At 60.1% G+C, this 13,721-nt stretch carries 15 protein-coding genes; 1 reads left to right on the plus strand and 14 read right to left on the minus strand.

Annotated features, from left to right (window positions below):
* Positions 1–3 precede the first annotated feature (3 nt).
* Genes H7A13_05340 through H7A13_05360 form a run of 5 tightly spaced genes read right to left on the minus strand, consistent with a single transcriptional unit; the run spans position 4 to position 4,132 of the window.
* Positions 4–660 carry an SCO family protein gene (locus H7A13_05340; protein ID MCP5332764.1) on the minus strand — a complete coding sequence of 219 codons (657 nt, stop codon included), beginning with the start codon at positions 658–660 and terminating at the stop codon, positions 4–6.
* Positions 657–1,580, minus strand: a complete 924-nt coding sequence (locus tag H7A13_05345) for a protoheme IX farnesyltransferase (protein ID MCP5332765.1) — start codon at positions 1,578–1,580, stop codon at positions 657–659. The genes H7A13_05340 and H7A13_05345 overlap by 4 nt, the downstream gene beginning before the upstream one ends.
* Complete coding sequence (locus tag H7A13_05350) at positions 1,577–2,602, minus strand: COX15/CtaA family protein (GenBank protein ID MCP5332766.1); 1,026 nt, start codon at positions 2,600–2,602, stop codon at positions 1,577–1,579. The genes H7A13_05345 and H7A13_05350 overlap by 4 nt, the downstream gene beginning before the upstream one ends.
* Positions 2,603–2,609: 7 nt before the next feature.
* Entirely contained in the window at positions 2,610–3,257 is a 648-nt protein-coding gene (locus tag H7A13_05355) for a hypothetical protein (protein ID MCP5332767.1), read from the minus strand.
* Positions 3,254–4,132, minus strand: a complete 879-nt coding sequence (locus H7A13_05360; protein MCP5332768.1) for an SURF1 family protein — start codon at positions 4,130–4,132, stop codon at positions 3,254–3,256. The genes H7A13_05355 and H7A13_05360 overlap by 4 nt, the downstream gene beginning before the upstream one ends.
* On the opposite strand from H7A13_05360, the gene H7A13_05365 reads away from it, so the two are divergent.
* Positions 4,113–4,328, plus strand: coding sequence for a DUF2909 domain-containing protein (locus tag H7A13_05365; GenBank protein ID MCP5332769.1), 216 nt, complete (start codon positions 4,113–4,115; stop codon positions 4,326–4,328). The two genes, H7A13_05360 and H7A13_05365, sit on opposite strands and share 20 nt — an antisense overlap.
* A gap of 49 nt (positions 4,329–4,377) precedes the next feature.
* Here H7A13_05365 and H7A13_05370 read toward each other — a convergent pair whose 3' ends face one another.
* The 9 genes from H7A13_05370 to H7A13_05410 all read right to left on the minus strand — a co-directional run bounded on the left by H7A13_05370 (position 4,378) and on the right by H7A13_05410 (position 13,680).
* The gene (locus H7A13_05370; protein ID MCP5332770.1) at positions 4,378–5,274 is read right to left on the minus strand and encodes a cytochrome c oxidase subunit 3; all 897 of its coding nucleotides are present in this window, start codon (positions 5,272–5,274) and stop codon (positions 4,378–4,380) included.
* A gap of 41 nt (positions 5,275–5,315) precedes the next feature.
* Entirely contained in the window at positions 5,316–5,894 is a 579-nt protein-coding gene (locus H7A13_05375; protein MCP5332771.1) for a cytochrome c oxidase assembly protein, read from the minus strand.
* A 33-nt stretch (positions 5,895–5,927) separates the two neighbouring features.
* Positions 5,928–7,523: a cytochrome c oxidase subunit I gene (ctaD, locus tag H7A13_05380; protein ID MCP5332772.1), complete on the minus strand. Its 1,596-nt coding sequence runs from the start codon at positions 7,521–7,523 to the stop codon at positions 5,928–5,930.
* A gap of 12 nt (positions 7,524–7,535) precedes the next feature.
* The gene (gene coxB, locus H7A13_05385; GenBank protein MCP5332773.1) at positions 7,536–8,636 is read right to left on the minus strand and encodes a cytochrome c oxidase subunit II; all 1,101 of its coding nucleotides are present in this window, start codon (positions 8,634–8,636) and stop codon (positions 7,536–7,538) included.
* A 355-nt stretch (positions 8,637–8,991) separates the two neighbouring features.
* The gene (locus H7A13_05390) at positions 8,992–9,255 is read right to left on the minus strand and encodes a YheV family putative metal-binding protein (GenBank protein MCP5332774.1); all 264 of its coding nucleotides are present in this window, start codon (positions 9,253–9,255) and stop codon (positions 8,992–8,994) included.
* A complete protein-coding gene (locus H7A13_05395) occupies positions 9,248–11,308 on the minus strand; it encodes a M3 family metallopeptidase (protein ID MCP5332775.1) in 2,061 nt (686 codons plus the stop codon). Before H7A13_05395 ends, H7A13_05390 begins: the two co-directional genes overlap by 8 nt.
* A 21-nt stretch (positions 11,309–11,329) precedes the next feature.
* Positions 11,330–12,142 carry a shikimate dehydrogenase gene (aroE, locus tag H7A13_05400; GenBank protein ID MCP5332776.1) on the minus strand — a complete coding sequence of 271 codons (813 nt, stop codon included), beginning with the start codon at positions 12,140–12,142 and terminating at the stop codon, positions 11,330–11,332.
* 13 nt (positions 12,143–12,155) lie between these two features.
* On the minus strand, positions 12,156–13,076 hold the full coding sequence (gene hemF, locus H7A13_05405; GenBank protein ID MCP5332777.1) for an oxygen-dependent coproporphyrinogen oxidase: 921 nt from the start codon (positions 13,074–13,076) through the stop codon (positions 12,156–12,158).
* A gap of 46 nt (positions 13,077–13,122) precedes the next feature.
* Positions 13,123–13,680 (minus strand): Sua5/YciO/YrdC/YwlC family protein, encoded by a 558-nt coding sequence (locus H7A13_05410; GenBank protein ID MCP5332778.1) that lies wholly within the window; start codon positions 13,678–13,680, stop codon positions 13,123–13,125.
* Positions 13,681–13,721 lie beyond the last annotated feature (41 nt).

A 13,721-nucleotide genomic window follows, 5' to 3' on the forward strand; every position in this document is an offset into this window, starting at 1 on the left:
AGATCAGCGCAGCAGCCCGGCACGGGCAGAACGGTAGGTGACCAGCATCTGCGCCGCATCATGCGGCGGCTTGAAGTAACCTCGGTAATGGCCGTCGGCATCGATCAGGGCAATCATGCCGGCATGGTCGATGGTGTAATCACCATTGGCCAACGGCAACTTGGCGAAGGAGAAGCCCAGGCTCTGGCTGAACTGGAATATCTGCTCGAAACTGCCGGTCACTCCGGTGAAACCGGGGTTGAAGCCATTCAGGTAGCCGGCCAATTTCTCTGCACTGTCCCGCTGCGGGTCCAGCGACACCATCACCACGCGGGTGTCGGCCGCATAGGGCGTCTCACCCAGTTTGCCAGTGACCAGCTCGTTCAACGTGGCCAGCGTGGTGGGGCAAAAGACCGGGCAATGGGTGAACCCCATGAACAGCAGCGTCCAGTGACCGCGCAGTTCGGCAGCGGTAAAAGCAGTTCCGGTTGCCGTGGTCAGCGCAAATTCACCCAGTGACTTGGGCTGCTCCAGCAGATAGAGGCCATTGGTGCGCAGTTGCTCGACCGACAGCGCTCGGGGCTTGGTGACATTGCTGGAAAAAACCAGCCCGATCGCGGTCACGACGACGGTGAGAATCGCTACGGTGATCCACTTCCCGCGAGTCGCCCCACCGCTCATAGCCGAATCAGAAAGTAGTGGTCGACCAGCAGTACGACAAAGAGCGCCATCAGATAGAGAATGGAGTAGCGAAAGGTCGCCATCGGCGCGCCCGACTTTTCATCCAGACAGAGCTGCACGGCACGGTAGATGAAGCCCGCTCCCAGCAGGCTGGCGCCGGCCAGGTAGATCCAGCCACTCATCCCGGTCGCGGCCGGCAGCAGCGCCGCCGCGAACAGCACTGCCGTGTAGAGCAAAATGTGCAGCTTGGTGTAACGGTCCCCATGGGTCACCGGCAACATCGGGATGTTGGCCTTGGCATAATCCTCCTTGCGGTGGATCGCCAGCGCCCAGAAGTGCGGGGGCGTCCAGGCAAAGATGATCAGCACCAGCAGCAGGGCATGTGGATCGACCGTCCCGGTCACCGCGCTCCAGCCCAGCAGTGGCGGCGCGGCACCGGCAATGCCACCGATGACGATGTTCTGCGGTGTCGCCCGCTTCAGGTAGCCGGTGTAGATGAAGGCGTAACCGACGAAGGCCGCCAGCGTCAGCCAGGCACAGAGCGGATTGACGAAGATCAGCAGGATGGCCATGCCGACCACGCCGATCAACAACGCGAACAGCATGGCACGTGCTGGAGAGACACGGCCTACGGCCACCGGCCGCTTGTGGGTTCTGGCCATCAGGGTGTCGATGCGCCGGTCGATCACATGGTTGATCACTGCCCCCGAGGCCGACACCAGCGCAATGCCCAGGTTGCCGAGCAGCAGTACATCCCATGGCACCATCCCCGGCACGGCCAGAAACATCCCGACGATCGAGGTCAGGATCATCAAGGCCACCACCTTGGGCTTGCACAGCTCCAGATAGTCATTGAACTGATCGAGCAGGCCGATCGGCTTTCCAGCTTGCTCCATGGAGGTCGAACTCATGACACTCATCTCCCGGCGGCGGTGCGCCTGCTCAAAAAGTGGTCGATCGCCGTAAGCGTCAGCAGCAGCAGCGCGGCAACGCCATTGTGCGCAACCGCGATCGGCAGTGGCAATTGCAGAAGGATGTTCCCAACCCCCAGCGACAGTTGCAGTGTCAAGACCAAGAGCAACAAACCCGCCAGCTTTCGCACCACTCCGGAGTGGCGAAACAGGTTGAAGGCAAGCAGCAGCAGTATGGCCGTCACGACCAATGCGCCCAGTCGATGGGTCACATGAACAGCCATGCGCGCACTGTTGTGCAGCAGCCCGCCCAGATAGCTGGGGCCCACATCCTGCAACAGGTTGAATCCTGCACGAAAATCCATCTCGGGCCACCACTGAGCCTGACAAGTCGGCAGATCAGGACAGGCAAGTGCCGCATAGTTGGAGCTCAGCCAGCCACCCAATGCGATCTGCAACAGCAGCAGCAACAGACCCAAACGAGTCAACCGGCGCATACCGGCCGATCGAGTTGAGATGGCCGCCGCTGAGTCTCCCCAGTTCGACAGCCGCAACGTCAACAGCCACAGCAGCGTCAAGGTGGCAAAGCCACCCAGCAAATGCGCGGTCACCACCTGCGGCCAGAGCTTCAGGGTCACCGTCCACATGCCGAACAGCGCCTGCACGACCACCAGCACGGCCAGCGCCAGCGGCAACCCCAGTGGCTGCTGCGGCAGATGGCGGTGGCGCCACGCCACGATCAGATTGGCCAATACCAGCAAGCCCAAGGTACCGGCAAAGTAACGGTGCACCATCTCCGGCCAGGCCTTGTGGGCCTCGACCGGCGCATGAGGATAGCGACTTTCCGCCAGATCGATCTGGGCCTCACTGCGAGGAACGCTCACAAAGCCATAACAACCAGGCCAATCAGGGCAGCCCAATCCGGCGTCGGAAAGTCGTGTATAGGCGCCCAGCAGCACCACGATCAGAGTAAAAAACGTGCTGCACAACGCCAGCATGAAACCCGGTTTGCGCTTGAACCCAGTAACCATCGCGCCATCAGCCAATTTGTGAAGCCTTGAGCAACTTCTGCAGATCCTTGAGCAGATCCTTGCCACTGTGAGTGGGGGTGTAGTACATCATGATGTTGCCCAGCGGATCGACCAGAAACACCAGTTCACTCACCTCACCGCTGCGCAAGGCGTCGATCTGTGCCAGATGATGCCTGATCTCCAGCAGATCACCGTACGCGACCCTCAACGGCGGCTCATTTTCTTTTGTCTGCTGATCGTCAACGAAATTCCGATCCTCTCGGCCCTGGACCAGCAGACGATTCACTCTGGTCATCTCTTTGCCAAGTGCCACATGTACCTGGCGCAACTCATGTCGACGTACCTGACAAGGCTCACCACACTCGTCACTGGCGATTTGCAGGATGAGCCACTTCCCTGGAAACTCCTCTTTGAAGAACGGTTGACCCGCCCGATCCAGCAGTTTGAAATTCTGGATATTCAAAGGCGGGGAGAGCAGAACTCCGCGGTTGACCGTCTGCGAGCCTGGCTGCCATACCGAGGCGTAATAATGAAACAGATAGGCTGCAAGCACCGGCAATGCGGTGCCCAGTACAATTGCATAAAGCACCCATGGCCTCTTTTGAGGCTGCGACTGAGCGTTCATTACATTTTTTGCCGGTTGACTTGATTTCACGCAGCCTCTTCTTCAACAACACACGAGGAGTATAGATAGAGCAGCAACAGTGCTGCAGCCAACGCAAACCACTGCACCGCATAACCCAGATGTTTTTCTGGCGTCACGTTCACCGTTGTCCATGGCCGCTGCAGCACCCCTGGCTGTTCCGGCAGCAGGCGAATCTGGTGAGGATAGAGCTCAACACCCCAAAGCACGCGGAGCATGGAGAGTTCGGCCGCCTGCACCACCTTCGGCCAGTCCCGGCCCTCTGCCTGATTGGCACCCAGCAAAATCGCAGCGCCATAGGGAACATAGATCTCTCCAACCACCGTTACCTGCCCAACCACAGGCGCAATTTCAGGCAGTCGTTGGCGGTTGCCATCCGCTGCCACCCAGCCGCGATTGAGCCACAGATTTCTTGCCCCCGATGCAGTCCTGAACAACACCAGCACTTCATAACCGGCATGTCCTGCCATGATCCGGTTGTCGAGCAAGATGACCCTGTCGTTGTCGAACTCACCGGTGATTTTCACACGTCGACCACGCAGCTGCTCAAGCTGATCGGGCAATTCTTCCATGCTGACCGGAGACAACCGTTGCTGCAGCTCGAGCTGTTCCAGAATCTTCTGCTTTTCCGCCATCCGCCCAAGCTGCCAAAAACCCAAGGCGCAGAGCAAGGGAAACATGACCAGTGCAAGCGCCGTCAGTTTGAGATTGGGCTTGAACCTGAAAAAACGCTGCCGCTTTTCTTTCGAAATCAAGGAACCTGCCCATTCAGGCACTTCGCCCTTTGATCCAGCATAAGGCCCTTCCCGTGTCTCGACACGGCTTTCATGATTTAATGAACCCGACCAACCCTCAGGATGTTCTGAAATGTGGCTCAAAACGACCATTATGCTGCTCTTCTGCGCCATTCTCGCCAGCTTGAGCAGCGGTTTCTATTTTTTCATCAAGGACCGCGGAGACACTCAAAGCCGCCGACTGCTCAACTCCCTCGCAATCAGAGTCAGCCTGGCAGTGCTGTTGCTGCTCTGCGTCATCTATGGCTTGTGGAGCGGAGAACTGGCACTGCGAGCACCTTGGCAGTAAACCAAAGGCTCGCAACACGGCTCTTCGTTCGTACTTGACCGGTGGTTTGCTACCACAGATAGACAAAGATAAAGAGGCCGACCCAGACCACATCAACGAAATGCCAGTACCATGCGGCGGCTTCGAAACCGAAATGGTCATTTGGCTTGAAGTGCCCTTTCAGGGCTCGCAGAAGCATGACAATCAACATGAGGGTGCCGATGGTGACGTGCGCACCATGGAAACCGGTCAGCATGAAGAAAGTCGTACCATAGATTCCTGAATTGAGCGTCAGGCCGTAGTGATGGTAGGCCTCGTAATATTCGTAGGCTTGCAGCACGAGAAACGAAACACCCAACGCAACCGTGACGAACAGCCAGAAATTGAGCTTGGAGCGCTGCTCGGCCTTGAGCGCATGGTGCGCCCAGGTCAAGGTCACACTGGAGGAGACCAGCAGAATGGTGTTGATCAGCGGCAGGTGCCAAGGGTCGACCACTTGCGAAGGCACCGAGAACCCTGTTGCCGATGGCATGTTGATCATCGGCCACACCGCCTGGAAATCAGGCCAGAGCATGTGGCTGACACCCTTGTCACCCTCACCCGCCAGCCATGGCATCACCAAGGTGCGCACATAGAAGAGCGCTCCGAAGAAGGCAGCGAAGAACATCACCTCAGAAAAGATGAACCAGCTCATGCCCATGACAAAGGAACGGTTGAGCTGATCACTGTAAAGACCGGAATCGTTCTCTCGAATCACCTGCCCGAACCAGGCATAGAAAATCACTGCCATCATGGCAAAGCCGGACAACATCCACCAAAACGCGAAAGTCGAATCAGTCTGATGGCTGTTTGCCGTAATGAAGTTCCCGCCGCCTATCAGCATGCAAAAAAGAGCCAGCGCTGTCAGCACCGGCAACTTGCTCTGCTCGGGAACATAATACAGAGGCGTTTCTGTCGTCTTTGCCATGGAAATCTCCATCTTCATTTGCCTGGCTGGCCAGTATTGTTTTAGTTGGTTGATTCTGATTGTTGCGCCCTGGCTTCAGCACCATGCGCAAGTGTATCGACATCAAAAAGCGTGTACGAAAGCGTCAGCTTGGTGACATGCGCCGGCAGCTTCGGATCGACAAAGAATCGCAACGGCATCTCGACCGCCTGCCCCGCCATCAGATGCTGCTGGGCAAAGCAGAAACACTCGACCTTGTGCAGATACTCCGCAGTCGCGCCCGGCGAGACGCTCGGGATCGCCTGCGCGGTCATGGCCTTCGCTTCGGGATTCCGCGCGTAGAACTTCACCTCCTTGACCTCACCAGGATGGAGCTGAATCGACGCCACCATCGGACGAAACTCCCATGACATGCGGTCATTGTTGGTAGCCACGAACTGTACCGTGACCAACCGACTCTGATCCACCTGCACTGCCTCTGCGGATGAGAGTTCGTACTGCCCCGCAGTCTTGCCATTCAAACCGGTCCACCTGCAGATCACGTCATACAGCGGCACCAGCAGAAACCCGAAGGCAAACATGCCCACGACAACCAAAGTCAGCGTCAACAGGAGTCGACTCTGCTTTTTTTGGGTCCTCATTTCCATTGGTTTCTGCCTGCCACAGGAAAATCGCTACTTCACCACCGGCGGAGTCGAAAAGGTATGGAAGGGCGCAGGCGAAGGCACCGTCCACTCGAGCCCCTCATCGGCACCTTCCCACACCTTGGCCGTTGCCGGCGCACCGCCGCGGATGCATTTGATGACGATGAACAGGAACAGCAACTGGCTCAAACCGAAACCGAAGGCGCCAACACTTGCCATCATGTTGAAATCGGCAAATTGCAGCGCATAGTCGGGGATCCGCCGCGGCATGCCTGCGAGCCCGACAAAGTGCATCGGAAAGAACAGCAGGTTTACAAAGAAGAACGAGAGCCAGAAGTGCAACTTGCCAAGACGCTCGTCATACATGTGTCCAGTCCACTTCGGCAACCAGAAGTAAGCGCCAGCGAAGATCGAGAAGACTGCACCCGGCACCAGCACATAGTGGAAATGGGCCACGATGAAGTAGGTGTCATGGTACTGGAAATCGACCGGCGCGATCGACATCATCAGGCCCGTGAAGCCACCGATGGTGAAGAGCACGACGAAGGCGATCGCAAACAGCATCGGCGTTTCGAAGGTCATGGCGCCACGGAACATCGTCGCCGCCCAGTTGAAGACCTTTACGCCAGTGGGCACCGCGATCAGCATGGTGGCATACATGTAATAAAGTTCGCCGGCCAACGGCATACCCACCGTAAACATGTGATGCCCCCAGACGATAAACGAGAGGAAGGCAATCGACGCAGTGGCATAGACCATCGACTCATAACCGAACAGCTTCTTGCGGGCAAACACTGGAATGATCTGCGAGGCCACCCCGAAAGAGGGCAGAATCATGATGTAGACCTCCGGGTGACCGAAGAACCAGAAAACATGCTGGAACAGCACCGGATCACCGCCACCCGCTGCATTGAAGAAGCTGGTGCCGAAGTGAATGTCCATCAGCATCATGGTGACCACACCCGCCAGCACCGGCATCACCGCAATCAGCAGGAATGCCGTGATCAGCCAAGTCCAGACGAAGAGCGGCATCTTCATCAGGGTCATGCCCGGCGCACGCATGTTGAGGATGGTGGCAATGATGTTGATCGCCCCCAGAATCGACGAAACCCCCATCATGTGCACCGAGAAAATGAACAGGGTTACGCTCGGCGGCGCATAGGTGGTGGAGAGCGGCGCATAGAAGGTCCAGCCGAAATTTGGCGCCCCGCCCTCCATGAACAGCGTCGAGGCCAGCGTCAGAAAGGCAAACGGCAGAATCCAGAATGAAAAATTGTTCAATCGCGGCAGCGCCATGTCAGGCGCGCCGATCATCAGCGGCACCATCCAGTTGGCCAGGCCGACGAAGGCTGGCATGACTGCACCGAAGACCATCACCAGACCATGCAGCGTGGTCATCTGGTTGAAGAACTCCGGCTGAACCAACTGCAGACCCGGCTGGAACAGCTCGGCGCGGATCACCAGCGCAAAGGCACCTCCAAGCAGAAACATTGCAAAACTGAGCCACAGATACATCGACCCGATGTCCTTGTGGTTGGTGGCGAAGAGCCAGCGAGCAACCCCCTTGGCCGGGCCATGATGATGATCGTCGTGATGACCCTCGACTGCGGGATTTAACGTACCCATCAGAAGCCCTCCTTATTTCGAATTCTTGAAGTTGACGATGTCGATCGGGTTCACCTGGTCACCGGTGCTGTTGCCCCAGGCATTGCGCTCGTAGGTGATGACCGCCGCTAGGTCAACTTCACTCAACTGCGGCCCATAAGCTGCCATGTAGGTGCCCGGCTTGCCGTTGACCACGATTTTGATGTGCTCGGCACGGTCCCCCGTGGCGATCTTACTGCCCTTGAGCGGCGGGAAGGCCGGCGGGGCACCCGCACCATTGACCTGATGACAGGCAGCACAGTTTTTGCTATACACCTCTTCTCCACGCGCCGTCAACTCGGCGAGCGTCCACTGCTTGCTCTTCAGCTCAGCCTCCTTGCGGGCAACCTCCTTGCGCTCGGACAACCACTTGTCGTAATCCTCTTGACTCTTGGCCACCACCACGATCGGCATGAAGCCATGGTCCTTGCCGCACAGCTCGGCACACTGACCACGGTAGACGCCCGGCTTGTCGATTCTCGTCCAGGCCTCGTTGACGAACCCCGGAACCGCATCCTTCTTGACTGCAAGATCCGGCACCCACCAGGCGTGAATCACATCCTTGGCGGTCACCAGAAAACGGATCTTCTTGCCAACCGGGACAACCAGCGGCTGATCGACCTCGAGCAGATAGAACTCACCCTTGGCCTCCTGGTTGTGAATCTCATTCTGCGGCGTCGCCAGCACACTGAAGAAGGAGACATCCTGCCCCATGTACTCGTACTTCCACTTCCATTGGTAGCCGGTGATGAAGATGTCGAGATCGCTCTCCTTGGTGTCATACATCGACACCAAGGTGGTGGTCGCCGGAATGGCCATCGCCACCAGGATGAAGACCGGGATGATGGTCCACAACAGTTCGATCTTGGTGCTCTCATGGAAGTCGGCCGGCTTGACCCCCAGAGACTTGCGGTGCATCAGGATCGACCAGAACATGATGGAGAAGACCACCACGCCGATCGCCACACAGATCCAGAGGATGATCATGTGCAGATCGAAAGCCTTTTGGCTGACTTCGGTCACACCTGGTCGCAGGTTGAGCTTCGACAGCGGCTCTTCGGCAAGAGCGATTGAAGAGAAGAGCAACAGCCCCATCAGAGTTTTGAGCCGCGACCATGCACCGAGCAGCATCGTCCTGCCTCCATTTAGCGTTGTTGTGTGAATCATGTTCGAGTTGTTCTTAATTCTGCTCGACACCGGGCGCATCGACGAGACGTCCGGGTGCGACAAAATGCCGCGCCATGATAGCAGCCGCTGGTTTTTTCTCAACCCGATGTGACAAAGAAACCGGCTTGCGCCTTTGTTCCTGACGCAAGCCAAGACACATGCGTACAGACTGCTTTATTCTTATGGTTGTCTGCCGAACAGACGACGACCTTGCTCAGCAGGGCTGATTCTCTACCGATATCGAAGCAAAATGCCTTGATCTTGATCAATTTTCAGCAAAATATCAGTCATCGTTCCGGGCGGGTGGTTTGGGAAAGAAAATCAGCGGCTGCCCCTCGATCTGCGGGGCTGCACGCTGCTCAAGCCGACCCGCAGGCCAGACCGGGGTGAGCGACTCGGCGGTCATGGCCAGCTGATGGCCGCAGCGAACGCAGGCGCGATGCGGCACACCCGCCTCCTCCCACATCTGCAATGTGTCGATCTGCTGGCATTGCGGGCAGAGCGCCCCGGCGATGAAACGCTTTCGTACAGGCGGCTGATCAACCATTGGCCTCGCTCTCCGATCCGATACCACTGTGTCGCAGCAGCGATTCAATCTGTGGCGGCCGTCCGCGAAACGCGATGAAACCATCCAAGGCATTCCGCGAACCGCCGCGCCGCAAGATCTCGCGCGCAAAGGCCTGGCCGCTCTCACGGTCGAACAATCCTTGCTGCTCGAAGCGGGAGAAGGCATCGGCCGAGAGCAGCTCCGCCCATTTGTAGCTGTAGTAACCGGCCGCATAGCCGCCCGCGAAGATGTGGCTGAAGCCATTCTGGAAGCGGTTCCACGCTGGTGGGTTCACCACCGCCACCTCAGCCCTGATCTGGTCGAGCTGCGCCTGCACCTCGGCCACGCTCAAGCCGTGCCCGGCACTGTGGATGGAGAGGTCAAACAGGGCGAATTCGATCTGCCGCACCATCTGCATCCCGCTCTGGAAGTGGCGGGCCGCCGCCAACCGGGCCAGCAATTCGTCAGGCAGGGGCTCTTCGGTCTGGTAGTGGCCAGAGATCAGCCTGAGCGCCTCGGACTGCCAGCACCAGTTCTCCAGCAACTGGCTCGGCAGCTCGACGGCATCCCACTCCACACCATTGATGCCCGCTGCGGCCGGATGGTCGACCTCGGTCATCAGGTGATGCAGCGCATGGCCAAATTCGTGGAACAGCGTCAGCACCTCGTTGTGGGTCAACAGTGCCGGCAGCCCTGGCGCCGGTGGATCGAAGTTGCAGACCACCGCAGCCAGCGGTCTTTGCAATGCGCCCTGCGGCCGGAGAAAACGGCTGCGCAGGCTGCCCATCCAGGCACCGCCGCGCTTGCGTGGCCGCGCATGGAGGTCGAGATAGAGGTGGCCCAGCAGTCGATCATCGCTGTGGAGCGCAAACAGACGGGCATCGGGATGCCAGCGGTCGAACTGCGACTGCTCGGTGAAGCGAACCGCGAACAGCCGGTCGATCAGCTCGAAAAGCCCCGCCATCACCCGCGGCAGCGGAAAATAGGGGCGCAAGGCCTCCTGCGAGATGGCAAAGGCCGACTCGCGCAGCTTTTCGCTGTAGTAGGCGACATCCCAGGCTTCGAGCCGATCGATGCCGTCCGCGGCGGCAAAACGGGCCAGCTCCGCATGGTCGGCGCTCGCTTTGGCGCGCGAGCGCTGCGCCAGTTCGCGCAGGAACTGCTCGACCCGCTCCGGCGAATCGGCCATTTTGGTGGCCAGCGAGAGCTCGGCGTAGCTGGCGAAGCCGAGCATCCGCGCCTGCTCGGCGCGCAGCGCCAGAATCTCCTCGATCAGTGGACCATTGTCGCGTTGCGGCGATTGCGCACTCTGCTCCGAAGCACGGGTGTGGTAGGCGCGGTAGATCTCAAGACGCAGATCCCGGTCATCGGCATGGGTGATGACGGCCTGATAGACCGGAAACTCCAGCGTGAGCCGATAACCAGCCTCGCCTTTGCCCTGTGCCCGCTCGCGCGCTGCCGCAATCGCCAGCTCGGGCACGCCACGCAATCGCTCGGCGCTGTCCAGGGTCAGGCTCCAGTCGTCGGTGGCATCCAGCAGCTGATCGCTGAAGCGGCTGCTGAGCTCCGCCAGACGCGCGCTGATCTGCCGATAGCGCTGCTGCTGAGCTGCCGGCAGATCGATGCCACCGAGACGGAAATCACGCAGGGCATGCTCGATGATGCGCTGCTGTGTGGCATCGAGGTCGGCATGGGCCGGCGACTGGGCCAACCGCTGGTAAGCCGCGAACAGCAGCGGATTCTGGTCATACTCCGCGTTGTAGTCGGCCAGCCTGGGCAGCAGTGCATTGTAGGCCTGTCGCAGGGATTCATCGCTCACCACCGCATTGAGGTGCGAAATCGGCGCGAGCGCTTGGCCGATGCGGTCGGCCAGCTCATCGAGCGGCTCGATCAACCCGGCCCAACTGTCGCTGTCGGGCGCGCTGACCAGCCGCGCGATGGCCTGACGGTTCTCGGCAAGAATCTGCTCGAACGCCGGCCCGATCTGTGCCGGTGCGATGGCCGAGAAGGGTGGGAACTCATGCCGCTGCAACAGCGGGTTGTCCATGACAATCACCTCGATGGAAATCAGTGGTCAGTGCTGCCGCAGTTGCGCGATCACCGGCGCCGTCTGCGGCAGCACGCCATGCCAGATGCGGAAGGACTCCGCCGCCTGCTCGACCAACATGCCGAGTCCATCGGCCACCCGCCGGGCACCGCAGCGCGCCGCCCAGTCCAGAAAGGGTGCCGCCTTGTCGCCATAGACCAGGTCGTAGACGCTGCCGCCAGCCACCAGACTGGCAGGCAGTGCGAGCCCTTCACCACTGAAGGCGGCGCTGCTGCCCTGAATCAGCAGATCACACTGCTCGGTTGCCAGTTCGGCGAAATCGCCGCTGCGCAGGCTGCCCAGCGCCGCGAAACGCTCGACCAGCGCATCGGCCCGCGACCGCGTCCGATTGACCAGCAGCAGTTCACCGGGCGCCGCAGCCAGCAGTGCCGGCAGAATGCCCCGCACCGCCCCACCGGCGCCGATCACCAGCAACCGCTGTCCCAGCAGTGGGATGCCAAGATTGTCGGTCAGGTCGCGCACCAGGCCGATGCCATCGGTGTTGTCACCGCGCAGCCGTCCGTCGCCGGTCAGTGACAGCGTGTTGACCGCACCCGCAGCCTCGGCCTGCGGTCCCAGCTCATCGGCCAGCGCACAGGCGGCCTCCTTGAACGGCAGGGTGACGTTGAGTCCATGCCCCCCTTCTGCAAAGAAGGTCGTCACCCGCTCGGCGAAATCGGCTGCCTCGGTCAGAATGCGCCGGTAATCGAGTTCGATGCCGAACTGCCCGGCAAAGGCGGCATGGATCTGCGGCGACCGGCTGTGCGCCACCGGGTTGCCGATGACGGCAAACTGTTTCATGCGCGCTCCGGTCTCAGGTCGTGGCCCAGTCGCGGGGACGCAGGAACTCCTCGGTCAGACGCGCCTCCTCGCTGCCGAACGGCGGCTGGTAGTCATACTCCCAGCGCACCAGGGGTGGCAGCGACATCAGGATCGATTCGGTCCGTCCACCCGATTGCAGGCCGAACTGGGTACCACGGTCCCAGACCAGATTGAATTCGGCATAGCGTCCACGGCGAATCAACTGGAACTGCCGCTCCCGCTCGCCATATTCGAGCAGACGGCGCCGCTCCAGAATCGGCAGATAGGCGGCCAGATAGCTGTCGCCGACGGCGCGCAGAAAGGCGAACTCCCGCTCGAAACCCAGCTCGTTCAGATCGTCGAAAAAGAGCCCACCCACACCGCGCGCCTCGTTTCGGTGCGGCAGAAAGAAGTAGTCGTCACACCACTTCTTCAGTCGGGGATAGCGCTGCGCGCCAAAGGGGTCACAGGCTGCCTTGGCGGTGTTGTGCCAGTGGCGGCAGTCGCTCTCGAAAGGATAGTAAGGGGTCAGGTCATAGCCGCCACCGAACCACCACACCGGCGGCGCATCGGGCGCCTCGGCGACAAACAGCCGGACATTGGCATGGGATGTCGGCAGATAGGGGTTGCGCGGATGCATCACCAGCGAGACGCCCAGCGCCTGAAAGCTGCGTCCGGCCAACTCCGGCCGGTGCTGGGTGGCGGAGGGCGGCAGGTTGCCGCCATGGACGTGGGAGAAGTTCACCCCCCCTTTCTCGAACAGCCCGCCCTCGGCGATCACCCGGGTGCGACCACCGCCGCCGCCGGGGCGCTGCCACGACTCCTCGCGGAACCGGGCCACCCCATCGATCTGTTCGAAGCTGGTGCAGATCGAATCTTGCAGACCCTGCAAATAGTCACTCACCCGGGCAATGCCGTCACTGCCGAAACTCATCGTCGACTCCTGAAATCATCGTGCAAATGAAATGATATGGACGGAGCTAATCCCGTATCCGCCGCCCCGATGCCAGATCGCGAATCTGGCTCGGCCGGGCCGCACCGCCGAGCGCGCCAGGCAGAATCTCATCGAGTTCGGTGCCGAAATAGCGCAACAGTTGCAAACGATCGCGCGCTGGCGGTCGTCGATGGGGATTGGCCGAAGTCGAAACCAGCATACCACCAAAGGTCCGACAGAGTTCCGCCGCCACCGGATGTGCCGTGAGCCGCACCGCCACGGTAGCGTGATGGCCGCTGATCCAGTGCGGAACGCGCCCGTGGTGAGGAATCAGCCAGGTGACCGGACCGGGCCAACTGGCCTCCAGTTCGTCGCGCTGCGAAGGCGACAGATCACGCAGCAGCGGTTCCAGTTGCGCCATGCTGCCGGCAATCAGGATCAACCCCTGCGAGACGGCACGCTGCTTCATCGCCAGCAGCCGCTCGACCGCCTGCCGGTTGGCCGGGTCACAGCCCAGCCCCCAGACCGCTTCGGTCGGATAGGCCAGCACCCCACCCTGCCGCAGCAGTCGGGCGGCGCGCAGCAGTCGCCACTGACTGACCATCGGAATCTCTTGAACAGTGAATCGGGCCCGGCAAACTAGCC

It is taken from the genome of Pseudomonadales bacterium (assembly GCA_024234215.1).
Lineage (GTDB): Bacteria > Pseudomonadota > Gammaproteobacteria > Pseudomonadales > UBA5862 > JACKOQ01.

Coding starts and splice junctions, on each gene's coding strand:
- H7A13_05340 (MCP5332764.1), bottom strand. CDS start 660: ATGAGCGGTGGGGCGACTCGCGGGAAGTGGATCACCGTAGCGATTCTC.
- H7A13_05345 (MCP5332765.1), bottom strand. CDS start 1,580: ATGAGTGTCATGAGTTCGACCTCCATGGAGCAAGCTGGAAAGCCGATC.
- H7A13_05350 (MCP5332766.1), bottom strand. CDS start 2,602: ATGGTTACTGGGTTCAAGCGCAAACCGGGTTTCATGCTGGCGTTGTGC.
- H7A13_05365 (MCP5332769.1), top strand. CDS start 4,113: ATGTGGCTCAAAACGACCATTATGCTGCTCTTCTGCGCCATTCTCGCC.
- H7A13_05360 (MCP5332768.1), bottom strand. CDS start 4,132: ATGGTCGTTTTGAGCCACATTTCAGAACATCCTGAGGGTTGGTCGGGT.
- H7A13_05370 (MCP5332770.1), bottom strand. CDS start 5,274: ATGGCAAAGACGACAGAAACGCCTCTGTATTATGTTCCCGAGCAGAGC.
- H7A13_05375 (MCP5332771.1), bottom strand. CDS start 5,894: ATGAGGACCCAAAAAAAGCAGAGTCGACTCCTGTTGACGCTGACTTTG.
- ctaD (MCP5332772.1), bottom strand. CDS start 7,523: ATGGGTACGTTAAATCCCGCAGTCGAGGGTCATCACGACGATCATCAT.
- coxB (MCP5332773.1), bottom strand. CDS start 8,636: ATGGGGCTGTTGCTCTTCTCTTCAATCGCTCTTGCCGAAGAGCCGCTG.
- H7A13_05390 (MCP5332774.1), bottom strand. CDS start 9,255: ATGGTTGATCAGCCGCCTGTACGAAAGCGTTTCATCGCCGGGGCGCTC.
- aroE (MCP5332776.1), bottom strand. CDS start 12,142: ATGAAACAGTTTGCCGTCATCGGCAACCCGGTGGCGCACAGCCGGTCG.
- hemF (MCP5332777.1), bottom strand. CDS start 13,076: ATGAGTTTCGGCAGTGACGGCATTGCCCGGGTGAGTGACTATTTGCAG.
- H7A13_05410 (MCP5332778.1), bottom strand. CDS start 13,680: ATGGTCAGTCAGTGGCGACTGCTGCGCGCCGCCCGACTGCTGCGGCAG.